Source organism: Peribacillus sp. NPDC096379 (assembly GCF_044762875.1).
In the GTDB taxonomy this organism is placed as follows: Bacteria; Bacillota; Bacilli; order Bacillales; family DSM-1321; genus Peribacillus.
Map to the genome: position 1 here is coordinate 1 of NZ_JBIWFD010000004.1, position 26053 is coordinate 26053.

Below are 26053 nucleotides of genomic sequence, written 5' to 3' on the forward strand. Positions count from 1 at the left end.
CCTATCATTCGCTCGACTTGCATGTATTAGGCACGCCGCCAGCGTTCGTCCTGAGCCAGGATCAAACTCTCCAAAAAGTGTTTGACTTGCTCATTGTTTTTATAGTGTGTACTCACTTCAATTAAAACGTTGGCGCTTTGTTTTGTTCAGTTTTCAAAGAGCATTACTTGCCGTTCCTCTCAGAAGCGACTTCTATAATTTATCACAAGCTCGCATACCGTGTCAACAATTATTTTGAAAAGTTTTTCATATTAACTGCTGTCGGCGTTCGTTACTAGCTTAGCGACAAGAAATAATATATCACGGTAAAAACATGATTGCAATACTTTTTTAATCTTTTTCTAAAAAAAGATTACATCACTTATTAATCACTTTTTATATTTAACCATCTCTCTTATTTATTTTCAATTCATTTCTTCATAAATAGTAAAGAATTCACTACGAGTTCGATTCGTCTATTCTTTTATAAGCCTAGTGCTGACGGAATAATTCATTTATTTCCACATATAACTTATTACTCCTTTTGTTTGAGATGGAACAGTTGAAAGTGAGACTTCGACTACGAACTCTACCTTCACTCTTATTTTTTCGTGGGTGGCTCTTGTTTTCAAATAGTAAAAAAAAGCAGTAACACTACACTGCTTTTTTTTCATGAAGATAAATAGGTTGGAGTACGTTAGCTTTATTAAATCCCCCATAAAAGATGATGACATTTAAACACTGTCGTTTTCTAAGTCGAACGCTCTTTGTTTTTTTTACCGTCATTCAGAAAGTAAATTAATCCTGCAAAGATGATAACCCCACCAATTATTTGTGTGAGTACAACCGTTTCATCAAGAATAAAGTAAGCAAGAATAGTTGCACCAACCGGTTCTAACAAAATAGCCATTGAAATAGTTGTTGTACTGAGCCATTTTAGTGACCAATTTAGCAGAGAATGCCCTAGTAGATTTGGGAAAATAGCTAATAGGATAAATAGAATCCAGTCTGTTGCCGGATATGGACCGAGTGGTTCTCCTTTTGCTAGTACATAAATAAATAAAGTAACCATGCTTATACCGTATACAACAAAGGTGTATGTAATAGAGGAGATTCTTTTTCTTACGGTTTGTCCTACTAATAAATAGGCCGTTATTAAAGCACAGGCTATAAGTGCGAGCATATCACCAAACAAGGCCATTCCACTAATCTTGAAATCTCCCCAGCTAATAACAAGGCTTCCACCAATTGCGATTACACTACTTAAGATCGCTCGCACTGAAAACCGTTCCTTAAAAAAGAAATAGGCGCCAACGAAAGCAAATAACGGTTGAAGTGTTACAAGAACCGTCGAACTAGCTACGGATGTGTAATTTAACGATTCGAACCATAAGATAAAATGAAACGCTAGAAATATTCCAGCGATACTAGAAAGTAGCCAGTCTTTCTTATTTATACGTTTCAGTTCGTGACGATATTTCACCAGAAAGAACGGTAGCATGATTACTACTGTGAAAAATAATCGATAAAACGCAATAACGCCTGATGGTGCTGAGGCTAATTTGACAAATATAGCTGACAATGAAATAGATGTTACTGCAAGTAATAATACAAAATAAGGGTTTATTTTAGGTTGAAGCATAGTAATTCCTCTTTTCAGACTTATAATAGAAAGTAATACTGTTAGATTGTACGCTTTTTTAACAATTAGAGGACCTATACGTTTAAGAAACCTTGTATAGGGTATAGCCCACCAAATACATAGTAACAGAAAATTTCATATGAATGGTGATGATATGGCCATGGATTGGTTTTTAAATTTAAGTTCAGAAGCACAAATTTTAGTAAAGCTCGGGGTATCGGCTTTACTGGGCTTAGTAATCGGTTTAGAACGGGAAATTAAACGAAAACCTGTTGGCTTGAAGACGAGCCTAGTTATCTCCATTATCAGCTGTTTGCTTACGGTTGTCTCGATTGAGTCGGCTTATACGTTTACAGGCAGCGATCACGTGAATATTACGATGGATCCACTTAGACTTGCAGCACAAATTGTTTCAGGCATTGGTTTTATCGGGGCAGGAGTCATTCTCAGACGCGATAATAATAGTATTTCCGGGTTAACCACCGCTGCAATTATTTGGGGGGCAGCAGGGATTGGGATAGCAGTTGGCGCAGGATTCTTTATCGAAGCAACTGCAGGTGTCATTTTATTAATCATTAGTGTCGAACTTATCCCTTGGCTAGTTTCCTTAATAGGACCAAAACAGTTTCGGCAAAAGGAAATTATGTTAAAATTGATGATTCCAAACAAATATGATATCTCCACCGTCATGAAAAAAATTAAAGAGGATAATATTTTCGTTAAAAATATTCGTATTAACGATCTTGAAGACGATCTTCATTATGTCCAACTTCTAGTCCTAGTAGATACAAAACGAAAAACGACTGACGTCTATTATTTTGTGTCGACATTTGAAGAAATCTCAAAAGTAGAAATTGAAAACTTATGATTGAATAAGGAAAAGCGGCTGTCCTAAACAAATGGACAGAACCCGCATCTTTAAGAACATCCGCTTTTCCTTATACTGAAATATATTCTACTTCTATTCGAAATGGTTTTCCTACTTCTTCTTCTACGTAAAATTGCGCAATATCGACTCTCTCAATTGGAGTTACTTCTGGCAAGGTTTTCCCTTCGTCTGCCGCCATGTCTATCGCAATGGCCAATAAATCCTGGGCTGCCTCTCTTGCATCCTCTAGATCATTTCCAGCTGTAGAAGCCGATAATCCCACTGCTTTCAGATCCGGAAAAACCACATGAATTGTATAATCTTCTTTCATCACTCTTGCTTCATAATAATAAATCACTGGATATTGTGTCATAATTATCTCCCTTCAACGCTCTAGTTCATTATTGTAGCAAAATAAACTTACCACAACATACTTGATATTGATTTTTTTCTCAAATAGCTTTTCTTCTTTACTTATGATACCATTTATCTTTATTAAATAGAGGAAGTGACTGTTCATGATTAATATTACAATCCCTACAGCAGATCTAACCATTAAACAGCGTAAACAAATCGTAGAAGGGGACGAGCCAATCATTCCTGATATTTACGGTTTTATTGACTTTCACCTGATTCCAAGAGATAAAGGTGGAATCTTTACGTTCTTTAACAACGAGGGACAATTACTTTTCGTTGGGAAAGCTAGAAAGCTACGCCAAAGAATCAAGAAGCACTTCGAAGATTCCGTTTCACCGATCAAACTGCATAGAAACGAAGTATCCAGAATTGAGATTTGCTATGTGGAAGATCCGACAGACCGTGAAATTTATGAAACGTATATCATTAATAAACTTGAAGCGGCATATAATGTAGATAAAGTTTTTTTTAGATAAAATGGATAAAAGCTGATTGCACTTGCACTCAGCTTTTTTTGATATAATCAATTATTAACTTACTTTAGAAACGGCGGGTTACCTTTGTTTGGTTGATTAATTTCTTGAAATATATTTGATTCTTCTTTTTTAACAGTTTCATTTTCAGAAGATGGCACGGTGGGATTCTGAGTAGCAAAGGTCGCCATCATCTGTTTAAATTGCCCGACTGTAAGCGGCTTGGCATCATCATTTAACTCATAGCCCAATTGCCCATTCGGTTCAATCGTTCCTATTTTAATATCATGATAATTCGTGAGTCCTTTATTGCGCATCTGCATTTCTAATTGGTCCACCGTAAGTCGAAGCTTCTTTAAGTTATCCACTTTCACCATTCCATTTTCAATGACGACCCGAGACTTTCCAGTTAAAAATTTTTCTAAACCATTAAATTTAACTTGAAGATATTCTATTATTACAAGTGTCACAACAAACACTCCACCCACAATGATCGCTTTTATTACGCTATGCTCAACAATCGGATGAGCAATAATGGTTCCGATCGAAACCATGACCATCGTCTGGGATAATGTCATATGTGCAACTGATTTTCGGCCCATTACCCTCAATAGTAGTATACCAGTTATCACCAGAACGACCGCTTCCCAAACAATTATTAGATTCATGTATGTCCCCTACCTGTCAGATTCACGGATAGTGATATGATAACCATGTTAAGAATTACTATACTGTTCATTACTGGAACAGCCTGTCCTAACCCAAAGAGCCAGACGCTTTTTAGGATATACTCATCCACTAATATTGTTAAAAATCAAATGGTCGGATAAACTTCATCTGGATTTGGACCTCTACGACGACCTTTATTTAATCCATCAATTTTCTTCATATCGCTTTCTAAAGGGAAAGTCTTAAAGTGCTTGTTCAAAAAGGATGATAAAAAGAGCCAAGAAGTTCTGCGAGCGATAGTCTCGAGGACCAGAGAGACAGAGCTTTGATTCAATTCGTAAGCTTTTTTACCGGACTTTTTGAACATCCTCTTAAAGCGAAAAATCTAGCAATGGAAATATAAAAGCCTATGCAATCGAGATGATTTTTCACTAAATTTTTCAGATTTCTTCCTCAAAACCCTTTACAAGGGTGATTCAATTCAACTTAGTTCCAGAAAGATAAACACAAAGAAATTTTTCTAGTAAAAACCCATTGACTTTTTCAGAAAAATAGATAAAATTATAAATATACTTTAACGGGGGCTTAGCTCAGCTGGGAGAGCGTTTGGCTGGCAGCCAAAAGGTCAGCGGTTCGATCCCGCTAGTCTCCATAATAAAAGAGAACAAATGCTCAATCTCATGGTAAACAAGAGATTGGGCATTTTTTTGCTATTTATCTGCTTCAACCTAAAAGATCACAAATTGACCACTAAAAAAATCATTTCTCCACCAATTACATTCATCATTTGCTTTTCAACTTGTATAATAGAAGAAGATGGAAGGAGGGGTCACTTTGAGCAAAAAGGAAATAACGAAAAAACAGTTTGTTTTTCTTGAACACGAACTAAAGTACCTTGAAACTGGAGGTATTATCTCCAAGAAAGATCAAGAGAAAATTTTAAATTCCTATGATGTAAGGGTTGGATTAAATTTCATTACTATTTTATTAGCTATCGGGGCACTTCTTTTAGGTCTAGGTATATTAACCTTCGTAGCAAGCAACTGGATTTATATAAGTAAAGGTGGAAAATTGCTGATTATTATCGCGTGTCTAATTGGGGTGAATTTCACAGGGGTAAAATGGCAGACACGCTTTCCGAAAACAGCAAGAAGTTTGCATTATGTCGGTATTTTGATATTTGGAGCAGGTATTTTTCTAATTGAACAGATGTTTAACATCAGTATTAATTTTAACAGCTCCTTTTTATTATGGGCCATCGGAGCGATATTCATTGGCCACTATTTAAAGGATATCGCCATACTTCTTTTCACTTCCGTCCTGCTTTTCATTTATCTAAACGGAAGTATATTCCTTGATGAAACGTCCTATCCGCTTGCCATTCTTGTGTTTTTACCAGCTTTATACGTCCTATTAAAAAAATTCGATTACCCTAAGCTCTTGACCTTTTTGATTAACGTTTTAGCCATCAATACCATCGCCTTATTCCTAATAGAATTTATACCGAAGTTCATTTTTCACAAATCGGATACAGTCATCCTTGCCACCCTGTTTATACTGGGCATAGTACTGGTATATATTCCAGTTCCATCTAAGTTACAAAGAACCACACATATACAGGGGCATCTTTTGCACGGGATTACAGCTATATTTCTTACCTTTGAATTTTCTTTATGGTTCCCTTTAGCTTATTTTATTTTTCTTCTTTACCTCATCCATAAAGGAAGTTTGACTAGTATTGTCATAATATGTGCGTTGATTTTTAGATATTATCTTGACTCCTTTGACTTCCTACCGAAATCACTTACCTTTATCATCGGCGGTATGATTCTGATCGGTTTTGGCTTCTTTTTTGAAAAACAACGAAAAAAAGGAGGAGATCGAATTGAAGAATAAGCGACTTTTTCAACCACTCATCGTATTTTCCATTCCGGTCTTGATTTTATTAGTTTTGGCGACTCCTCCCGTCTGGACGACTTTGACCGGAGAAGAAATCAAACTACAAACCGCTCCAGTCGATCCGACAGATTTATTCAGAGGTAACTATGTAAATTTACATTACGAGATAGAATCCCTTAAACTGTCACAGCTAGATGACTCGATTGTATCCGATTTCAAAAGGAAGAATATTGGTGATTACAAAAAAGTGTATGTACGGCTAAAACAAGATAGCGATGGCCTATACAAGGTCGACCTTGTAACAAAAGAAAAACCTAGCAACGGCATGTATCTAAACGGAAAATTAGAAATTCCATACGAACTAGAAAAAGCTGCAACTATTCAAGTGAGATATGGTCTAGACAATTATTACGCTTCTGAAGAAAAGGCAAAAGAAATGGAAACTGCCGCCACTATTAAACCTGCAGTAGCCTTGGTAAAAGTGAAAAATGGGCATGCAGTATTGACGAAGATTACTGTTGAGTGATTGAACAAATTTTCAAATTGGATAATACTCGTTATCACTCCCTAATTTAACACCTAATATAAGGTGAATGGTTGATGATATATGATCATTCATTATGAAAATCCTGAAAGTCAACTACTCCATTCATTGTAACTAGCAAAAAGAGCATCGGATTCGATGCTCTTTTTGTCCTTAATAATAGATGAACCTTGGTTACACCTAACTTGACTTGTTGCCCCACTATATATGAATATATATCGAACTTTACTTAATAATCCGTTTAGCCCCCATATATCGATCCTTCCAGTATTTATCGCTCATTTTAACAATTTTTACACCTTTTGTAGTGCTCCCGATAAATGCACCATCACCATTATAAATGCCAACAAAAGAGACTTTTCCTTTTTCTCCTGTAACATAGAATACCAAATCACCTGTTTTTAAGTGTTCTTGCTTAATAGATTCCCCAGTCTTATATTGTTCAGCACTTGTTCTCGGAATCTTCATCTCTGTCGCTGCATCTTTATAAACATACTGAGTAAACCCGCTTGCATCGAATCCTTTAGGAGTCGTCCCACCATATTTATAAGGACTTCCCACATAAGTCTCTGCTACAGCCGCAACTTCATCGCCATAATTGATAGATGCTGATGCATTAGCTGGTCCAAAAATAAACGCTACGATCAAAACCACAAATAATAATACTGCTACAAGCCACTTTAAAACTGGTAAACGAAAACTCATTCTTTTTCCTCCCCAACCTTAAAATAAGTCACAACTTTAAATATATGATGAACTTTCCCTTTGATACTTAGATTTTCCTTTTCTCTCTTCAATTTTTTATGTACAAAACTTCTAAGGTCCGATGGATTATTTCTACTTAGTTCGTTCTTTCTACTACCCTATATAAAAATTCTTGTTCTTCATTTAGTTGAACTTGGGTAACTGACTCTTTATTTAGTTGTTTCTTTACCTTTATTTGTTTTTAATTAATTAGCATTGGCTAGTTGTTTTTTTAATTTGCATCAGTTTCAGTGAATAAATCACAATGGAAAATTCCGCTTTATCACATTAGGGGCGTCCTTATACACAAACGTCGCTTCTATACCAGAAGCGACTGTTTTTTGTACACTACTTTTTCTCTGATTTATTATCCTTACTTTTTTTCGACTTTTCATCCGATTTATTATCCTTATTCTTTCCTGACTTTTCATCCGATTTATCATCTTTGTTATTCCCTGAATTCCCCTCCTCTTTCTTTTGTTTTTCTACTTTTACCCCATAACTAATACTGCGAATATGAAACATTGCCAAGCGAATAACTTCTTCGTTAAAAATTAGCGTAACGAATTCATCATTAATATCAAAAAGCACACCTTCAAGCCTCTCAGGTCCGCCACGGTTAATGTTCACCCATTGAGACTTCAGATCGCCTAGTAAACTTTTAAATGTAGGAGCAGTTTTATATGAAAAACCTTCGGGGATCTCTAGATTAAAATCTAATCCTTTTTTCACATTTTCTGTAATACTCTTGATATGATTTGTTTTATAGTATACAACTCCTTCTTGCTCTGTTAATATCGCTAAATGGTCATCTGTAATGCCTAATAATATTCCTATCCGAGATTCCGGCCCACCTCTATCTAACCTGAGCACTTTACCAATCATATGAGTAAACAATTCCTTATTCATAATGTTGCCCCTTCCATATAATCATTTTCACTGTATTTATATGTATCATGCAATGACATTGTGCCATGTTAAATATCTCTATTCTTAGAATATGAATAGGTAATATGTATAGTCCCTATCCAAATCCGTTGTATATTTAAGAATTTCCTGTAGATAGATGAGTGCAATAATGACCGAACAAAACTATGGCCCAAATTCGGGATAAAATAAAAAAACCAGACTCTAATTAAAGAGTCTGGTTTATATATTGTCAATATTAAGCTTTTTGAACGTTTGTAGCTTGGGGTCCACGTTGACCTTGTTCTACTTCAAAAGTTACTTTTTGACCTTCGTCTAATGATTTGAAGCCTTCACTTTGAATAGCAGAGAAGTGTACGAATACGTCGTCTCCATTTTCACGCTCGATAAATCCAAAACCTTTTTCTGCATTAAACCATTTAACTGTACCTTGTTCCATTTTTGTTGCCTCCTAGTGTGAAAAACACACAATGTATTACTATCCCTGCCCAAAGTGATCATTAAGACGAAAAGTTGAACTTATACAATCCTTTTCACCGAACAAAAATAATTCTTCTTTATCATAACAGGTAATGTAAACAAATGCAAATCATTTCACATGATTACTCATTCTACTCATAGTTGTTTAACATTTATTCGGAGTATTGTTTTCTATTTATTTCTGAAGGAAACGGTACCTTGGCAAAATTATGGATAAAAACATAAAGAACATCAGCAATCCCTTCCTTATCCATATTCCTCTGTGAGCCATGTAAGCAAAGAGATTCACTGTTCAAACGGAATTCGGCAAAAATATTTAAACTTTACCTATAAGTTTAATCGGAAATAATGCAAACTGGTAAACGATTATGCCTATAATCATCATGGCAAATCCCTATTCTTTTGCTTATTTTTCTTTTACAATCATTTTTCAAATAATTAGTTTCATCTACTTGTAGAAGCTGCAACCATTTGAATAGGTACGATTACTTTGTTTCACGCCCTAATCTCCCCTGAACCATTTTGGATGGACACTATTGTTCTATATGTGCATAGCAGGAGCATCTTATTACGAAACTACCTTTTTGACTGTCGTATTCCTTTGCACACTTAGTCATCCATCATTTTACTATCGAGAAAATGTATGCTGAATGTTGTTAAATCACCATTAGACACACATTTCATATAACCATCATTACTTTCTATAATTTTCTTACAAACGTAAAGTCCGATTCCTGTTCCTAATTCTTTCGTTGTGAAAAAAGGCTCGAAAATTGATTCTGTGATTTCACTAGCAATGGCAGGCCCGTTATTTGATATGCTTATCACCAATTCATTCCGCTCAGTGAAGGCGTGTACAATCAATTTTCTCGGCTGTTCTTTATTCTTTAATGCATCGATAGAATTCATAAAAAGGTTTAGAAAAACTTGCTTTAACCCATTCCTGCTCGCCGTTACATACAAGTCCGGAAAAAATACGATCTCTACATTTATGTTAGCATCGATTATACTCGCATAAGTTAGTTGTTGGATTTCTTCGATTAATTCCATAACGGAGATCTGCTCTCTTTGTCCTTCGTTAAAATCAGCTCTAGAGGTGTGGAGGAATTGCGTAATTCTAAAATTCAACTGATTTAGTTCATAATCTATAATATCTAAATATTTAAGATTGGGGTTCTCCTTTTTCAGGAGTTTATTAAACCCCATCACAGCCGTTAAGGGATTTCTGAATTCGTGAACAAAACTGGATGATATTTGGCCCAAGACCGCTAATTTATCTTTGTGATTTTCGCTTATAAAAGTATCTTTTTCGTCTATCACATCATCTTTTAAATTTGTATATCTTGTCACGGCATGATAGCTGAATGTATCGAAGTGTTTGTTGATGGCTTCAATGAACAATTGAGTATCATGAATAGGAAGATTTGCTCCAAAAATATTTCTGACCATAATATTTCTCCCTAAATTAATATTGTACAGAAAGTCTCCAATATTAATATTTGCTTCAAGGCGTTCAGTTGCAATCTTGTATGCCAATTTCCTAAGTACTTCTTCGGACAATGACCCTTTAATTGTATTCATGACCAAAGAAAACATCTCATACCCATTTTCTTTAATCGTTTCTTTGTATGGGTCAATTTCATTGACTATCATGGTCTCGTTCCATTCATTTAAAAACAATGATTGATGTTCTTCTAAATATTGGAGTAATACTTTTTTAGTCTTCAATTGGTCCGATGACGATTCCATATTATTGACCACCACATCCTATTGTTAAATTTTAAGTTTCCTGATACTAAAATCATTCGACACAATGCATCAAATTCCTGCACTTTTTGCGACATAATAATGTATATTCCTTTGATGTGTCATTTTATTCCTTCTATTTAGCTGAAGGGGTCTGTATACATAATTTTTTTTAACCGCTAACTCTTAGCTTGGCTGATTAATTTATACAAAACAAAGACCTTCAACATATTGCTGAAGGCTCCATACGTTCATTCCATTTCTATTTACTAATAATCGTTTCTTCTACTTCTCCTACTTTTGTCTCTTTCATACGGCTGAAAATCGTAGCCAGGATCGGTCCGGAGATGTTATGCCAAACGCTAAAGATGGCACTTGGTACGGCTGCCATTGGTGAAAAGTGTGCGGTTGCGATCGCAGCACCTAAGCCAGAATTCTGCATACCCACTTCGATTGCAATGGCTTTTTTCTTAGATAAATTCATTTTAAAGAGTTTACCGAACAAGTACCCTAGCAAGTAACCAAGTAAGTTATGAAGAATAACAACAGCGAAAATGGCTAATCCAGTTTTGGCAATTTGTTGCTGGCTAACAGATACAACGGCTGTCACAATAGCTACGATTGCAATAACAGATATGAGAGGTAGCGCTTTAGCACTCGCTTGTGCTTGTTTATTAAATAATTTTTTCACAATTAAACCTAGCACGATTGGGAGTATGACAATTTTAACAATTGAAAGAAAGAGTCCGCTTGGATCTACTGGTACCCATTGGCTGGCAAGTAATAAAATAAGAGCTGGTGTTACGATTGGTGCAAGAACAGTTGTAACCGATGTAACTGCAACTGATAATGCGACATCTCCTTTTCCGAGATATGTCATAACGTTTGACGAAGTGCCCCCTGGGCAGCAACCGACTAATATTACACCCACTGCAATTTCCGGTGGTAGCTGCAAACCTTTTGCTAAAGCAAAAGCAAGACCCGGCATGATGATAAATTGGCCTATTACGCCGATAAAAACATCTTTCGGCCTTTTAAACACTTCTTTAAAGTCGTTACCAGAAAGAGTTAACCCCATGCCAAACATGATAATTCCTAATAAGATCGTAATGTAAGGTGCAATCCATGTAAATCCAGATGGTGCAAAAAAGGCAAATGCGGCAAATACAAGCACCCAAATAGCAAAGGTTTTCCCCACAAATTGACTGATTCGTTCTAAAGTTTTCATAATAACCAAAACCCTTCCGTGTATTTAATATCTTGCTATAGTATAAGTCAAATAACAAATAAATACAATATTCGAAATAATTAAATTTGCATGAATATTTGTTAGCGGTTTCATTCATTAGACAGACATCTTCCTTTGAAACACTATTTATTCAAGGAGCGATAAGCTATTCTGGGATACTTTTTTTGAGATGGTGCAAACTAAAGAAGTCAGTATTGAAAGGAGTGAATAAGTATGAGTCGCGGTAAACATTTTAATCACAAAGAAAAAGGACATCCTGGAAACTTCCCTGCAAATAGCTTGAGTGAGGAGAAGGAGCACAGTCGACAGTTTGAACAAGTTGAAGATATTGTTACACATGAGGCATTTAAGAATCGGGTAAAAGAGGACGAAATGCCTTAGATTACTACGTATATACAAATCGTAAAAAGGTCATAATCGTCACTCACGATGATTGTGGCCTTTCCTTTGTTTATCCTCGAAACGTTAAAGAACCAAGACATTATAGAAATATCTTGGTTCTTAATTTAAACGGCTTTACTTGTTTTCCGTTTCATCTTTTCTCGTACCTTCAGCTAATTGCTCAAAAGAATTGACTTTGCCATGTGGATTTTGCGATTGTTTTCGCTCTCTCCATTGTCGTTCTTCTTGTCGTTTAGATTGAGTCATTTTGATAAGTCTCCTTTACATAAAGTGAAGGCATCTTTATTTCATGTATCAGGCCTGACAAATGTAAATCAGTGCATGCCTTTCCACTCACCTTGGTTTTTGGACGCTTTTTCTTTTTTCGCTTTATTTTTATGTGCTTGATTAGCGTTTGCACTGCCAAATTCTTGAGAGAACTCTGAATCCGTTTTGCTTGAATCAAATCCTTGTTTGTTCTTTTGATCCGCATCATTTTTCTTTGTTCGTTTTGCCATGGATACCCCTCCTTCTTGTCTTTAGTATGAGAATAGAAAGAAGAAATATACCTTGATTTAAAACAGATAGCTTTACTATATACTCCATATATGAAGGACATTTCGCGAAAAAGAATAACATATTTTAAATAGGTGAACCCCTAAATAGTTTCTCAAATGGGTTGATTTCTAATTTATTGGCTCCCCCATATAAATTACACAATTACAGTTAGTAAGTCTTCATTAGCCCGAACAGTCGCGTTGTTTGTATGCGTCACATCAAGATATTGACTCGTATTAGTTATGACAACAGGAGTCGTTATTTGATATCCTTCAGCTTTTATTTTTTCTATGTCAAACTCAATCAACAGATCGCCATGCTTCACTTTATCTCCGAGCCGGACATGGGATGTAAAATATTGACCTTTCAAATTCACTGTGTCAATGCCGATAAAAATTAAAATTTCTGCTCCATCTTCTGACGTGATTCCAATCGCATGCTCCGTTGGGAACAATGTAGAGACAAACCCATCTACCGGCGAAACTACCTCTCCTATTTCCGGCTCAATCGCAATTCCTTTCCCTACTGTTTCAGTTGAAAAAAGTGGATCATTAAACATGCTTAAAGGAATAATTGCCCCACTTAACGGACTTATAATCGTTTCTTTTTTTACACTAATTAAATCTGTTTCGAATATTGACTTAGTAGAAACTTTTTTGTTTTTATCTTCAAACCCAAAAATATACGTAAATATGAATCCTAACACTAAAGCAACCATAATACCGATTACATAAAATCCGATCGGTGTAAATGCCGGAATAGACAATAAACTTGGGAGAGCAAAAACGGTCACTTTCGCTCCAAGAGCACCATTAATAGCGCCTCCAACAGCTCCTGCCACTGCTACATAAACCATCGTTCGTTTATATCGTAAGAGGATTCCATAATTGATTATTTCTGTAGTACCAGCCAATGCACCAGGCACGATTGCTGAACCAGCGAGCGTTTTCAATTTCTTATCTTTTGTTTTTAATAACACCGCAGTTGCCATCCCAATTTGGGCAAAAGGTGCTGCTGCAGCCATTCCGATAATTGGATCAGGGCCATTCGCAAGATTTGCGATGGCAATAGGAATAACCGCCCAATGAAGACCCAAAAGAGTAAGGAAAGTCCAAACGGCACCTAATACTGCCCCTGTTAAAAGTCCACTTTTTGAACTTAAAAACTCGATAACTGCCCCAATACCCTCTCCGACAAACATACCAAAAGGGCCGAAAACAAGCACCGTTAATGGAACAATAATAACTAATGAGATCAACGGATTGATAAACATTTGAATATCTTTGTAAATAACCTTTTTTAAGAATTTTTCTAATACCGCATAAATAGAAACAGCAATGAAGATTGGAAAAACAGTAGAGGAATAGTTCATTAACACTACAGGGATTCCAATAAAATCTACATGTTCTGCTTTACCTATTAAATCAGTAAAATGCGGCTCCAAAAGTGCCGCCCCAATAGTACCACCGACATAGGCGTTGGCACCAAGTTTAATTGCTAGCGTAATTCCAAGAAAAATAGGAAGGAAATAAAAAACCGCATGTCCAGCTGCCGAAAGAATCGCATAGGTACCGCTTTCAGTAGACACCCACCCTAGCATAGTGAGCACGGCTAATAACGCTGATAACAACCCTGCACCAGCAAGCACGCCCAATATGGGTCCGAAGCTTCCCCCGATTATTTCTAAAACCTTATTCATCACAGACTCCTTTTCGTCATCTGAATTAAAATCCCCCAATTTGTTGATTTCCTTATATAGATTTTCAACAGTGCCCTCTACTTTTACTAAAAAATGTCCGTTTCTTTCTTCTACACTAATAACTCCCTCCGTATTTTCCAAGGCAAGTTGATTTGCTTTTGTCTTATCTTTCACCTCAATTATGAGCTCTGTTGCACTGGTGACAAGACTTGACACATTTTTTTCTCCCCCAATTTGTTGAAGGATTTTCTTAACAAACTGTTGATCATTCATATGATGCGCCCCTTTACTTACTCTATTCAAAAAAGAAAACCTTAAATCAATCAGTCAAACTCTACAATAAGCCACTGTTCAATAAGTTTGCTTTACCAGTAAAAATTCCGCCTTAAATTTTTCTTTTATTTAACTTACCTAACCTAGGCTTTTAAACAAAAATCATCATTCTTTGGACATAACAAGTAATCTTGACCACGCAATTTTCTTACTAACCAAGCGAAAACGTTTTCTATCATTTGACTGACTATTGAAATATTACAATTTATTATATCTTTAATTTGTTTATTAAACAAACAAATAGAAAGCGATTTCCCACTTTTATTTTTTCTTTCCCCCATAGACTGCACACATGCTGGCACATAAAAAAAAGAAGTGGAATATATCCCACTTCGCTTTTCACTATTATTACTTCATAGAAAGATTCCCAAGAAATGAGGTTCCTCGGAAAGAAAGGACCCCATGTCCCAAAAGAAAACCTCTTATAAATTGTTTAAGAATTCTCTAACTGCGTCTGGCGTTTTGGCGTTAGCGCTGTGCAAATGAGACAGCTTTTCGCCATTTTTAAAGACTAACAGTGAAGGGATTCCCATTACACTTTGTTCCTCTGAAATTTCTGGGAACTCGTCGCGGTCAATTGTAAACCATTGTTTATCTTGATGCTCATCTGTAATTTCATCAATGAACATATCTAAACGTTTGCAGTCTGGGCACCAAGTTGTCGTAAACACGCCAATCGTTACTTCATCTTGTTTGATCTGTTCACGATATTCTTGCTCAGTTTTGATTTGTTTCATGTTTTCTCCTCCTATGAGTTCCTCTATCTTATTATACAATTTTTTCTTTCTTTACTTACAGAGTTTGCTCAAAAAGTCCGGTAAAAAAACTTGCGAATTGCATCAAAGCTCTGTCTCTCCGGTCCTCACGTATTATTATATACGCGAAAGGTCTCAAGGCGATCGCTCGCAGAACTTCTCGGCTCTTTTTATCTTCCATTTTGAACACGCACTTACGGTCTGTTAGAAAAATTATTAAGGCTTATTGACTGATGATATATTCATGTACCTACTATTCGGTACATTTAGTAGTTTATCATGCTAATTAAATGTTTAGCAAGGAAACGAGTATGTGTTTGTAGATACTTTGAATCTCGCTTGTTCTGATCATCGAAAAGAACTATTGCTAGATTCATCTATACTAAGATTCCGTCTGGATTCTCTCTGTTAAATGATAAAGTTCTAACCAATGATCTGTTCATATAGTAGTTCGATGGGATCTGGCTGATAAAGTAAAACTTCCATCAGTGGGAGGTTTTTTCATCCCCCACTGATGGTTAGTCCCGTTCTACTGTCGCTAAATCTCCGATAAAGCGACACTACGAACCCGATTGGTTCAACTAAACCTCTGCTTACGCATCGGTAAGTTTCACTGTATCTCACCAATCGGGGATTTACAGGCTGTTTATCCCACACCTATTTATTTCTTGATTCTCTCACAAAAATTGAGGTGGGGGTTTTACAGCCTGTTAAACCGGGATAAACAGAAAAAAGAAGCATCATTTTCGATACCTACGTTACATTTAGCCCCTTTTTATTCGACTGTGATTTCTGATTTTTCAAAAGTGAATAGTGTAAGCTGCAAGGTTCTTAATATCTCGTAAATAGACGTAGTCCAAAAGGGGCTATCCGTAACTCTACACACTTTATCATTAAAAATAGTTTAATAGTGTCCCCGAAGCCATTCTTATTTTGAATCTACCTGTTTCACATAAATAGCCTGCGAAAAACTTTTGCTTATGCAGCCTGCTAAATCCTCTTCACTCAATAAACGTAGATGTATGGCAGATTTTATCTTCCCTTCATCCGGTTTTTTCTGAATAAGATCTGTTAAATTCAACTCTTCTAATCTATGAACTGTAACTTCTTGATCAAACTTTTCTGTTGTTCTTATTTGTCTTTGCACTTTGTAATCACTTATCATCAGATCACCTTTAACAAGTTTTCCGACTGATTGATCAAAGTGTTGATTAAAGTCATTTTTTAAATCATCTAATTGAGTTTCTATTTCCTTTTTCTTGCGACTTAGCTCAATGAATTGAGCCAGCTTGTCTCTTGTAATCAAGTTATTCTCGCTATTTTTCAATTCTTTCCCCTCATTCCATCTATTGATAGTTCATCATATTGTGTTAGGAGGGGAGATATACCTTAACTTGATCATTTTGTTTAATAAAATTTCGTGTGAATGATTTATGTCCTTTTGTTCATAATTCTTCTATTGGATCAACTCATGGCATTTGTCCAAAATAGATATCATAATCCACCTCATCTTTAAACTCAATGGGTCCTACATCCATACGGAACTTTCCATTTTCATATAATACTGGCGAAGCTTCAGAATGATCTTTTGAATAGCTTTCAACATGAGAGATCTTCATTTCCTTCGGATTCGTGAAATCGATATGAGCGATGCACACCCAATATGCATTGTCATTTCTTTCTAATAAAGGTGCAATAACTACATCTCCCATATGGTTGTCAACAACCGCTTTCGCCCTCAAAGAGAAGAAACTGCCAGCACCGTTACTAACCGCGCTATAGGCAGCAAACATTACATACCGTAATGCTTCCGGTCGAAAAATACGAATCGTTTCTTTCCCTGACTCCTGTGAATCTCCATCAAGAACGATATAAGGAGCCACAGAAGAGGAACCTAGATCTCGGTAATAGACTTTACCCACACGTCCATTGTCCGTTACATAATAGCAATAAAGGTCCAAATCTTTGTCTGTTTCCCATTCAAGTGTTGCAGTTACCGTTTTAGATTTTTTGATATTAACGGATTGCTTTTTCTTTAATTCTATTTTAATCGGTTTAGCAGCTGGTATTGGTTGAGATTTCGGCGATACTTGCTTTTGTTCAGCAACCAGTGTCGTTGTTATTTCTGGTTCCACATCGATACCAAAATCCTGACATAAAGCTGTTAATCCACCAAAATATCCTGCCCCAACGGGATTAAATTTCCATTCATTCGAGTATCTATACAAATCCGCTACGATAATGGCACTTTCATCCGTAAAGGAGTAAGTAATCGGAAAGCGCAAGAATTCCATTTTTGTCTCATCATTCACTAGGCGAATCCACATATTTGAGACTGCCTGGAAAAAGTGTTTTCTATCTTCAGCATGATGAATCGTCAGCGAAAAAGCAATTTTTTGTACATGGGTGGATATTCTATCCAAGTCAATCAGGAATTCTTGTTTATCTGTCCCTGAATTAGATTGTCGTAACGTAACAGATCCACAACTAGACACAGGTTGTCCATAAAAAATAAAATCTTCTTCCTTTGTTATTTTTCCATTTTGACCTAGAATAAAAGCAGAAGCATCGATCTCCATATTCAATTGAGCATCCCAGTGTAATCCCACGCTTAGTTTTCTCAATCCATAGTTATTCTTCGTTACATCAGCCTTTTGCCCTCTAATTAAAGTAGGTATCATATTCACAACTCCCTAATCACAATACTTTATTCCTACTATCAATTATACTGTGTGGCTATGATTTTCATAGCATCAGGAAAAATTGGATATCTAATGTCAATTCTCTTCTATTCGAGTTCTTCAAATTCTTCTTTCTATTATTTAATGTCGCGTAGTTGCCATCACTAGTTGCTGCCACACGTTTTAGCTCCTATTGCTGGTTGTCATCTTCATCAAAGCTGATGATGTTCCCAGCACAATTGCCAGGTAGACATACTCTATTTCCACATCCGCACATATCATGTATGGAATTCTAAGAAAGAGAAGGTGGAGAGATGGTATACCCTCAAATTCAATATGTACAATTTCCCGGACAGTATGATAGGAATTACTGGAATCCCCATCAACCTGGGCATCATCAACAGTGGAACCCTTATCATCACATGCATGAGCAACCACATTGGCACCCTCAGCATAATTGGCATCAAGGACATCATTACAATCACGATGGATATCATCACGGCTATCCACAGATGCAAAACCCCATGTATGGACATAATCCAGGAGAGTATCATACTCATTGATCCATAGTAATAAATAGGCTACCAAAGGCAGCCTATTTATCTTGTTCGTATAGGAAAGAAATTCTGTACTCAAAAAGATTTTACCTGAGAGCGAAATCCCCACGTCTTCTAGCACGAGCGACAAAATGGTATCCTACCCACGATTGCATCCTCTTTCTTTCCAGATGTTCATTCATGATTTTTAAACCTATTAAGCATGTGTACCTACTTCCAATCTAAGGTCAAGGAACCCTTGCATAACTTCCACCATATACTCCGCACTTGTCAGCTCTAGTCCCAAATGATACGAATCAACAGCCAAATTCCAACGTTCTATTTTTTCATGATCATTGAAAATACTAAACAGTTGCGTTTCAAATGATTGTTTATGATCAAGTTCGAATACAAGCGACGAGTCTTTTAAATAGCGTAGATTGATTTCCTCTTGACCAGGAAGCATCGAATGAACAAAAATTGGCAGTCTTTTTCTTAATGCTTCACTAATGGTGACACCACCAGGTTTCGTAACGATTGCATCTACCTCTTCATATAGCTTGTTCATTTCTGATCTTGATGATATATAAGGGAATGGTTTAATATGGTCTAAATCCCAAGTAATGATTTCGTCATACAGCTTTCGATTATTGCCGCAAAGCACATAGAAGTCGAGTCCTTTCGATTTCTTTAACTCTTCAGATAGCTTTAATATCCCTCCAAGGCCGCTATTTCCCCCAGATATTAGGATCTTTGGTCGACTTACGCTTTTCGGGATACAAGCGGTCGTCATAATTTCTTCATGTACCGGAATCCCCGTAACAATCATGCTTTGATTCGGAATTTGATGCTTCCTTATCATGGATTCTTTCACTTCTTGACTAGGAAGAAAATGAACATCAATGCCTTCCTTTCCCCATATATTATTGATAAAAAAGTCAGTGTACACGTTAATAGTCGGGATGTTACATTTCCCTTTTCTTTTTAACTGACTTAGTAGATAAGAAGGGAAGCCATGTGTACACACAATTAAATCAGGCTTTTCCTCTGATAACAATCGCTTCATTTTGTTTAAGAATATATGTTGATACCATTTAAAGAAATGTATTTTTGTAGGGGGTACATAGAAAAAATTCTTATAAGCAAGATTATACGTTTCAGGCGCATACCGAATCCAATTTAGATAACCATTGGAAATCATTTTCTCTAACGATTCGTTTGTATAACTTAACAAATCTATTTTTTTAAGAACAACCCCAGTTGTCCTCATTTTTAACATATCCATTAACGCGTCTGCCACTTGGTGGTGTCCAGACTGCATTCGTAAGAGAGGTAAAAACAAGATTTTTTTCATATATGTCATCTCCTAATTTCATAAACCATCCATCCTATTATACATTTACCATAAAAAGACGATCTACATTTTTTAGGACATTCTCCTCTTACAATGTATCATTCTTTAGGGCATGCTAAAATGAATTTTTAATGATACTAGTAGGGTATTTATTCGTTGAATCGACTACCTATTTCTGGATTTTAGCTTCTTTTTAACAAAGTTAAATGAAACATATAATAGAAAAAGAGCTAAGAACAAAACACCTAAATAGGGTACATAGGCAGGATTAATCGGAAAAGTACCACCAATATAATACCCAGCAACGATGAATGGAACGGTCCAGAGAATCGAGCCGATCAGCGAAAATAAGAGATATCCGCCAAAACGTATATGGGAAATACCCGCAAAATACGGATTTATTTGACGTAAACCCGGAAGATAAAATCCAAACAAGATTGTTTTGTATCCATTTTTCGTAAATTTACTACTCGCTTTCCCTAGTCGTTCGTTGGTTATCCCCACGTACTTGCCGTATTTATTGATAAATGGGAGACCAATGTATTTGCCACATACATACGCTGTAAGCATGCCAATAAACGCACCAGAAATGGAACTTACTACAGCCCAACCAAAACTAAGTTTATGGTGAACAATCAGAACGCCAATTAAAAATAGCAATGATTCTTCGGGAGCAGGAATCCCTACAATTCCCAAAAATAAAAACAGAAAAATAATCAAATATCCGTATAAATCTATATAATGTAAAATCGTATCACTATTCATATAACCCTCATCTACTTATAATTCGCTTAGTGTGATAAAACGCCTTCCCTTTTCTGTCATTTCCTTAAGATAAATTTCTAAGTTTTCGAGCATATAGTGCGGTGCTTCTTGATCTGCACCAAATGTTTCGCCACAGTCATGAAGCAGAAGAATAGAGCCTCCGGCCGTCGTGTTTCGTAATTGATCGAGCAATTCTTGTTTACACGTCTCTACCTTCCAATCGCCAAAAATATTCGACCACATGATGACCTTATACTTCTTACTTCCCCATAATGTAAACAGATTAAAATGCCCCCAAGGTGGCCGATAAAGAGTAACCTTCTCATGTGTGCATTCATTTATTACTTTTTCCGTTCTCATAAGCTGGTCCTTTAATTTAAATGGGGACATCAACCAGCTTGAAATATGATCGTAATGATGGATCCCAATTGCATGACCTTCTTCATGCATTCGTTTGATGATTTCAGGGTTTCTTTTCACCTTGCTGCCCACTACAAAAAAAGTTGCCTTCACACCATAGCTTTTTAATATATCTAGTAAAAGGGGCGTATATTGAGGATTAGGCCCGTCATCAAACGTTAGAGCTATCCTATTTTCCTTTTGGACTGTCTTTATTATTCCTAAGTTGCAGATCCGAATAAGTAGCGTCGGGAGCACTGAATAAACAAGAACAAGTAACACAATAACAATAAAACTAATGATCAAGATCTTTATCACGAAAAAATACCGTTCCTTCCCATTACTATTTATTCATTCTAGATAGCCTTTTTACGTTTTTTTCCTATTATAATGTTTTATTATATGTTTTTCTATAGTCTCCTGAATCCTAACTTTTTGGGCTTAATCTATGGTGACAGAAATGCTTGGTTATATGAAGGACTTGATACCGCGTGATCTGGCGGAGGATGATACGAAGGAATTTCTGTATGTAAAGTAGTCAAGGTATAGTTCAATATTACTTTTTTTCATATATCGAATATTGTCGTATGATTGAATTTGTGTTTCCTTAACCTGAACTGTAAAGGAATTCAAGTGTTTTTTTTATGAATGATCTCGGTTTGACGCATATTCTCCCATATGATCACAATATCAGGGGGAAGCCACTTCAGTTAGAACTGCTTTCCGAGGTATCCATTATCATTCTTTAAACTAGAAAAGAGGCTGTAACGTAACGAAAGGGTTAGATCTTTTTTTAGATAACCTCTGTTCTAGCAAATATTATGCAAATAACTCGTTCCATGTGTTACGCCCTGCCATTCCATCTTGTGTAAGGTTTTTCGATCTTTGGTAGCTCTTTACGGACATTTCCGTGTTTGTTCCAAAAATGCCGTCTATGCCTTGTGGATCAAAACCTCTGAGGTAGAGTGTGGATTGAAGAATGTAAGTGATATTGCCTCTTGCCCCTTTTTTAACAACTCGAACGGCAGCTTTTGTTTTTGACCCCCAAATTCCGTCAACCGTAAGCCCTGCCTTATATTGTTTGTTTAATTCTGTTTGGAAGCCTTTTATAAGTGCCTTTTTTGTGGCAGGCCCATATTTCTCATCCATTTTCAGTCCGGTTCCGTACCAACTATTTACTGTTTCTTGTATGTTCATAATTGTTTTGCTTCCTACATTTATTGGACTTGGAACAGTGACTGCTTCTTGCCCACTGCCAAAAGGATCTGTGCCGTATCCTCTATATTCATATTGCAGATGGACCTTATCGACAAGTGTCGTCCAATCTCCGCCCCACGTAAACCTTAGTTGCTTCGCCTTTGCGATGGCCTTTTTAATTTTTGGCGAGCCAAATCCATTCCAAATAGTCTTACGGTCTTTAACTGGTACGAAGTCCAGCGCTTGCCCTACTAAATGATAAGATCGCATTGTTTGTGAAGCGCCTGATCGATAGTTCCTTGCTTGATCTTCCAATGTTCTTGTCGTTTCATAAATTAACAGGTCAATTTCCTGTTCACTACAGTACTGGTACCATTGTAAGGCGGCTTTTTGTGTGTTGTTTGCTAGTTTGTTAATATTAGCCAAATTCCTTTGATCATATGTCATTTTAAATACCATTCTTTCCCCACCTTTCCCACTATCCTATTTAAAAATTGAACAACCGGTTCGGACTATTATCTATGAATTACAGCAAATAGCGAGTGAAACTAGTTATTCAACTACTTTATAAGCTGAATAGTCAAAGTCGGATAGACTAGATCAAGAAAAACTTTCATCTTTTTATTGGCTTCTTTCTAAAAACGCAAAACAGGAGCGTTGTCCCAAAGCAAAGGGTCAGACCCCGCAACAACTAAATACAGTAAAGATGCGTGTATGCAACACTTCATACTGTTTTAGAGTGCGAGGTCAGACCCTTATAAGACCCCCTCCTACTTCTACATATACAAACCAGCGAGCAAAATCCCGAGTGCATCTTCATAAATTTCATCGAACTGTGATAGTGGCAGCGGGTTGATCCCCATGCCAAGCTCTACGGTAAATCCCGGTCTACGCCAATCTTGAATAAACCAATCCTTGAAGCCTGCATAGCTATCAATGGTTTGAACTGGTTCGTAGCCGCTTACTCTGCTAAATGCTTTCACGATGGTTTCCGATTCAGGCGGTTCTAAATTTTCAAATCCCCAATAAATCACTTTACCTTGTGTATGAAAAGCAAGGACTCTTTGAAAGTCCCGCTTCCTCGTCAAAGCAGCCATCGCGATTGCTTCTTGCTGTGATAAGGGGGATTCGCCCGGATAGTCTCGTGGTCCAGGACTCTGCCTACGCCGTGCTTTTTCTTTTTCCCACTCTGCTGGAAATTGATCATTCAAGTCGACTCCATTTATATTCGCTTTCCAACTTTTAAAATCAGTATTGCCGTTATTATACTCAACTACTTTCGTTTGATATGGTTCAATGGATGGCGGTCCTTTCAAAACAAGATTCACTCCATCAGGATTCACCATCGGCACAATGGACAACATCGTTTCCTGATAAAGCGGGAATGTTTGAAGCCCACGAATCGATACGTTGTTTGTCAAAGACAGTAAATAGTCATTGAGAAACGTCATAATAACAGGTGTCGTGATCCATTCATTCGCGTGAAATGCCCCATTGTAGTGAACCCGCTTATTCCCACTCCCAACTAACACTTCAGGAATTTCATTTCCCAGCACCGAATTTCCAATCGAGGGCATCTGTATGAAAGGATACACATTCTGCAGCCTTGTCAGATCTCTTTTCATTGTTTCATAGTCATAATTTTGTTTCCCTTGCACAAGCCGCCAAGTAATTCGTAATGGAACAAGTATCACCTGGCCGATTTTCAAGGCATTCGGATTTATATTTGCATTCACAAGCTTAATGGATTCAACCGAGATATGCCGCCGATTTGCAATCGACCACAATGAATCACCAGCAACAACACGATAATCAACCGTAACATATCCTGGTATCTTAATCCTCTGCCCAATCGTAAGTTGGCTCGGATTCACATCTGGATTTGAATCAACAATTAATTGGACGTTCACACCGAATAACTGACTATAACCCCAAAGGGAATCTCCCTCTCTCACAATAACTTCCATAGCTCTCCTCCTCGTTTGACCAAGGCTGCTATATACACTATATGCAATGAAGGAAGAATCAGAATTAGTTTTGAAAGAAGGAACCCTTTTATGTTCCCATCAAATTAAGCGGGAAAATGGAATCTTTAGATCTATTCGAGCTCAAATATGTACACGTCGTCTAGTAGATTAAAACACCATTTTCACTCACCACTTGTCCAGTAGCATTAAAAGAATGTTTATTAAAGTGAAACTTCAATCAGTGAGGATTTTCTTCATCCCCCCACTGATTGTTAGTCCCGTTCTACTGTCGCTAAGATCTTCGCTACCACTTCGATCAATCGACAGTACGAATCTGATTCAATGATTCACAGACTAAGTGCGCCCCGTCCTCATGCCTTCGTCTGTGTGACCCACATCCTGTGGGCCTCAACTAAACCTTTGAAAACCACAAAGGTAAGTTTTCTCACCAATCGGACTTTTACTTCAAAAAGTGAGGCGACTGGTACAAGGAACGTCTCCTAAGATCGCTCACGTCCTGTGAGCAACAGAGACGCCATCACATCCTGTGATAGTCCGACAAGCATAAGATGAGATGGAATCGGCGTGGCGTAGTTCGCCACAGAGTATTACAGCTTATGACCTCAGAGGGGCTAGGAGCCGCAACTAGATTGGGCAGTTGTCCTCCACCTACGCTTCTTCGATTCCTCTAAGCCTTGAGGTGGGGATCTTACTGTCCGTTAATGCGGGATAAAATTCCTTAAGAAGTAAGCATGGATAGCAATTTTAATTTTGTTGAGAATTAAGTTTTTTTTTAAGAGGATTATAAGACAATTATGTATAAGCTAAATTGCGTAGAATAAAAGAAGTGGATAAATACAAAGGGTCAGACCCCGCTACAACTAAATACAGTATAAGAGACGTGTATGAAACACTACTTACTGATTTAGAGTACGAGGTCAGACCCTTCTTTGTTTTGAAAATCTTCAAAAACGATGATACGTTTCAAAGATTTCATCTATACAGATTTATTAAGCCGTCACTGCTGAAAGATTTTTTGCTACATCTGCAACTTTTGTTAAACCTTCAGCGATAATTGTTTCAGCTTGACCTGGCATTGCATTGTGACCTTCAATAATAACTTCTTGTTCGATCGCCATACCGAATACGCCACCAACAACATTTTTAATATAGTTAGCAGCCATTTCCATAGGTGCTGCTTCTGGTGTTGAGTACACGCCACCACGTGCACTTAGAATAACGGCTTTTTTGTCAGTCATTAAGCTTACTAATTGGCCATTTTCGTCATATTTGAATGTGAAACCAGCTTGGTATACATAATCGATAAAAGTTTGTAATTTAGCTGGGATTGTTAAGTTCCATAATGGGAATGCGAATACAACTACGTCTGCTGCAGTTAATGCATCCATTGCTTTTTGTTTGGCAGCTAAAATACGTTGTTCTACGTCTGTCATTTCTTCGCCTGATTCTAGTTTACCGAAGGCGTTGAATAAATCTTGACCAAAGTAAGGCATATCTTCTGCAAATACATCGTAAGTTGTTACGTTAACACCTTCTACGTTCTCCATGAAAGTTTCATACATTTTACTTGATACAGCATCTGTTGCTGGACGGTTATTTGCTTTTACTACTAATACGTTCATTATATTGTAACTCTCCTTTTTTATCGTTAATTTATTTATCTCGAATTAATAATATATTAAAGTAGTGTAAATGTCAACGAAACACAACTCAACCACAAACTACAACCCAAAAGACACGAAATCGGCATCTCATAAGCATTGTTCATTC

At 36.8% G+C, this 26053-nt stretch carries 26 protein-coding genes, 1 tRNA gene and 1 rRNA gene; 6 read left to right on the forward strand and 22 right to left on the reverse strand.

The window, feature by feature from the left end; translation table 11 throughout:
• Together ACIQZI_RS17210 and ACIQZI_RS17215 are read right to left on the reverse strand one after the other, a co-directional pair.
• Nucleotides 1–77, reverse strand: a 16S ribosomal RNA gene (locus ACIQZI_RS17210); the annotation flags it as partial.
• A gap of 653 nt (nt 78–730) precedes the next feature.
• On the reverse strand, nt 731–1621 hold the full coding sequence (locus ACIQZI_RS17215; RefSeq protein ID WP_403075260.1) for a DMT family transporter: 891 nt from the start codon (nt 1619–1621) through the stop codon (nt 731–733).
• Nucleotides 1622–1760: 139 nt separating this feature from the next.
• Between ACIQZI_RS17215 and ACIQZI_RS17220 the strand changes: the two genes are divergently transcribed.
• A complete protein-coding gene (locus tag ACIQZI_RS17220; RefSeq protein WP_253722749.1) occupies nt 1761–2489 on the forward strand; it encodes an MgtC/SapB family protein in 729 nt (242 codons plus the stop codon).
• A 70-nt stretch (nt 2490–2559) separates the two neighbouring features.
• Here the strand turns inward: ACIQZI_RS17220 and ACIQZI_RS17225 are convergent, their stop codons facing one another.
• The gene (locus tag ACIQZI_RS17225) at nt 2560–2862 is read right to left on the reverse strand and encodes a type II toxin-antitoxin system HicB family antitoxin (protein WP_403075263.1); all 303 of its coding nucleotides are present in this window, start codon (nt 2860–2862) and stop codon (nt 2560–2562) included.
• A gap of 145 nt (nt 2863–3007) precedes the next feature.
• Here ACIQZI_RS17225 and ACIQZI_RS17230 point away from each other — a divergent pair, with 145 nt between their 5' ends.
• On the forward strand, nt 3008–3382 hold the full coding sequence (locus ACIQZI_RS17230; RefSeq protein ID WP_403075266.1) for a nucleotide excision repair endonuclease: 375 nt from the start codon (nt 3008–3010) through the stop codon (nt 3380–3382).
• 59 nt (nt 3383–3441) lie between these two features.
• Here the strand turns inward: ACIQZI_RS17230 and ACIQZI_RS17235 are convergent, their stop codons facing one another.
• Complete coding sequence (locus tag ACIQZI_RS17235; RefSeq protein WP_403075269.1) at nt 3442–4047, reverse strand: DUF421 domain-containing protein; 606 nt, start codon at nt 4045–4047, stop codon at nt 3442–3444.
• A gap of 580 nt (nt 4048–4627) precedes the next feature.
• Here ACIQZI_RS17235 and ACIQZI_RS17240 point away from each other — a divergent pair.
• From ACIQZI_RS17240 to ACIQZI_RS17250, 3 genes are all read left to right on the forward strand, one after another.
• Nucleotides 4628–4700: transfer RNA gene (locus ACIQZI_RS17240), tRNA-Ala, on the forward strand.
• A gap of 182 nt (nt 4701–4882) precedes the next feature.
• Nucleotides 4883–5944: a DUF2157 domain-containing protein gene (locus ACIQZI_RS17245; protein WP_403075272.1), complete on the forward strand. Its 1062-nt coding sequence runs from the start codon at nt 4883–4885 to the stop codon at nt 5942–5944.
• The gene (locus tag ACIQZI_RS17250) at nt 5934–6473 is read left to right on the forward strand and encodes a GDYXXLXY domain-containing protein (protein ID WP_403075275.1); all 540 of its coding nucleotides are present in this window, start codon (nt 5934–5936) and stop codon (nt 6471–6473) included. The genes ACIQZI_RS17245 and ACIQZI_RS17250 overlap by 11 nt, the downstream gene beginning before the upstream one ends.
• Before the next feature lie 243 nt (nt 6474–6716).
• On the opposite strand, the gene ACIQZI_RS17255 is transcribed toward ACIQZI_RS17250, so the two are convergent.
• The 5 genes from ACIQZI_RS17255 to ACIQZI_RS17275 form a co-directional block, all read right to left on the reverse strand.
• Entirely contained in the window at nt 6717–7196 is a 480-nt protein-coding gene (locus tag ACIQZI_RS17255; RefSeq protein WP_403075277.1) for a C40 family peptidase, read from the reverse strand.
• Nucleotides 7197–7583: 387 nt separating this feature from the next.
• Nucleotides 7584–8144, reverse strand: a complete 561-nt coding sequence (locus ACIQZI_RS17260) for a hypothetical protein (protein ID WP_403075279.1) — start codon at nt 8142–8144, stop codon at nt 7584–7586.
• 256 nt (nt 8145–8400) lie between these two features.
• Entirely contained in the window at nt 8401–8601 is a 201-nt protein-coding gene (locus ACIQZI_RS17265) for a cold-shock protein (RefSeq protein ID WP_028393766.1), read from the reverse strand.
• A 650-nt stretch (nt 8602–9251) separates the two neighbouring features.
• Nucleotides 9252–10391 carry a histidine kinase N-terminal domain-containing protein gene (locus ACIQZI_RS17270; RefSeq protein ID WP_403075283.1) on the reverse strand — a complete coding sequence of 380 codons (1140 nt, stop codon included), beginning with the start codon at nt 10389–10391 and terminating at the stop codon, nt 9252–9254.
• 259 nt (nt 10392–10650) lie between these two features.
• Entirely contained in the window at nt 10651–11616 is a 966-nt protein-coding gene (locus tag ACIQZI_RS17275) for a bile acid:sodium symporter family protein (protein WP_403075286.1), read from the reverse strand.
• A gap of 234 nt (nt 11617–11850) precedes the next feature.
• Between ACIQZI_RS17275 and ACIQZI_RS17280 the strand changes: the two genes are divergently transcribed.
• On the forward strand, nt 11851–12018 hold the full coding sequence (locus ACIQZI_RS17280; protein WP_172796890.1) for a hypothetical protein: 168 nt from the start codon (nt 11851–11853) through the stop codon (nt 12016–12018).
• 135 nt (nt 12019–12153) lie between these two features.
• Here the strand turns inward: ACIQZI_RS17280 and ACIQZI_RS17285 are convergent, their stop codons facing one another.
• From ACIQZI_RS17285 to ACIQZI_RS17345, 13 genes are all read right to left on the reverse strand, one after another.
• Complete coding sequence (locus tag ACIQZI_RS17285) at nt 12154–12285, reverse strand: DUF6254 family protein (protein WP_403075289.1); 132 nt, start codon at nt 12283–12285, stop codon at nt 12154–12156.
• A 68-nt stretch (nt 12286–12353) separates the two neighbouring features.
• On the reverse strand, nt 12354–12536 hold the full coding sequence (locus ACIQZI_RS17290) for a hypothetical protein (protein WP_056524041.1): 183 nt from the start codon (nt 12534–12536) through the stop codon (nt 12354–12356).
• 194 nt (nt 12537–12730) lie between these two features.
• Nucleotides 12731–14548 (reverse strand): glucose PTS transporter subunit IIA, encoded by a 1818-nt coding sequence (locus tag ACIQZI_RS17295; RefSeq protein WP_403075292.1) that lies wholly within the window; start codon nt 14546–14548, stop codon nt 12731–12733.
• Between the two features lie 482 nt (nt 14549–15030).
• Entirely contained in the window at nt 15031–15345 is a 315-nt protein-coding gene (locus tag ACIQZI_RS17300) for a thioredoxin family protein (protein WP_403075295.1), read from the reverse strand.
• A 946-nt stretch (nt 15346–16291) separates the two neighbouring features.
• The gene (locus ACIQZI_RS17305; protein WP_403075297.1) at nt 16292–16690 is read right to left on the reverse strand and encodes a hypothetical protein; all 399 of its coding nucleotides are present in this window, start codon (nt 16688–16690) and stop codon (nt 16292–16294) included.
• Nucleotides 16691–16832: 142 nt separating this feature from the next.
• Complete coding sequence (locus ACIQZI_RS17310) at nt 16833–18044, reverse strand: TerD family protein (RefSeq protein ID WP_403075302.1); 1212 nt, start codon at nt 18042–18044, stop codon at nt 16833–16835.
• A 183-nt stretch (nt 18045–18227) separates the two neighbouring features.
• Nucleotides 18228–18680, reverse strand: a complete 453-nt coding sequence (locus ACIQZI_RS17315) for a hypothetical protein (protein WP_403075306.1) — start codon at nt 18678–18680, stop codon at nt 18228–18230.
• A gap of 117 nt (nt 18681–18797) precedes the next feature.
• Nucleotides 18798–19934 carry an MGDG synthase family glycosyltransferase gene (locus tag ACIQZI_RS17320; protein ID WP_403075308.1) on the reverse strand — a complete coding sequence of 379 codons (1137 nt, stop codon included), beginning with the start codon at nt 19932–19934 and terminating at the stop codon, nt 18798–18800.
• 165 nt (nt 19935–20099) lie between these two features.
• Nucleotides 20100–20699: a DedA family protein gene (locus ACIQZI_RS17325; protein WP_403075310.1), complete on the reverse strand. Its 600-nt coding sequence runs from the start codon at nt 20697–20699 to the stop codon at nt 20100–20102.
• 15 nt (nt 20700–20714) lie between these two features.
• The gene (locus ACIQZI_RS17330) at nt 20715–21416 is read right to left on the reverse strand and encodes a polysaccharide deacetylase family protein (RefSeq protein ID WP_403075312.1); all 702 of its coding nucleotides are present in this window, start codon (nt 21414–21416) and stop codon (nt 20715–20717) included.
• Between the two features lie 501 nt (nt 21417–21917).
• Nucleotides 21918–22754 (reverse strand): peptidoglycan-binding protein, encoded by an 837-nt coding sequence (locus tag ACIQZI_RS17335; protein WP_403075315.1) that lies wholly within the window; start codon nt 22752–22754, stop codon nt 21918–21920.
• 317 nt (nt 22755–23071) lie between these two features.
• Nucleotides 23072–24262, reverse strand: a complete 1191-nt coding sequence (locus ACIQZI_RS17340) for a M14 family metallopeptidase (protein WP_403075318.1) — start codon at nt 24260–24262, stop codon at nt 23072–23074.
• 1010 nt (nt 24263–25272) lie between these two features.
• Nucleotides 25273–25905, reverse strand: coding sequence for an FMN-dependent NADH-azoreductase (locus tag ACIQZI_RS17345; RefSeq protein ID WP_403075323.1), 633 nt, complete (start codon nt 25903–25905; stop codon nt 25273–25275).
• Nucleotides 25906–26053: the final 148 nt, after the last annotated feature.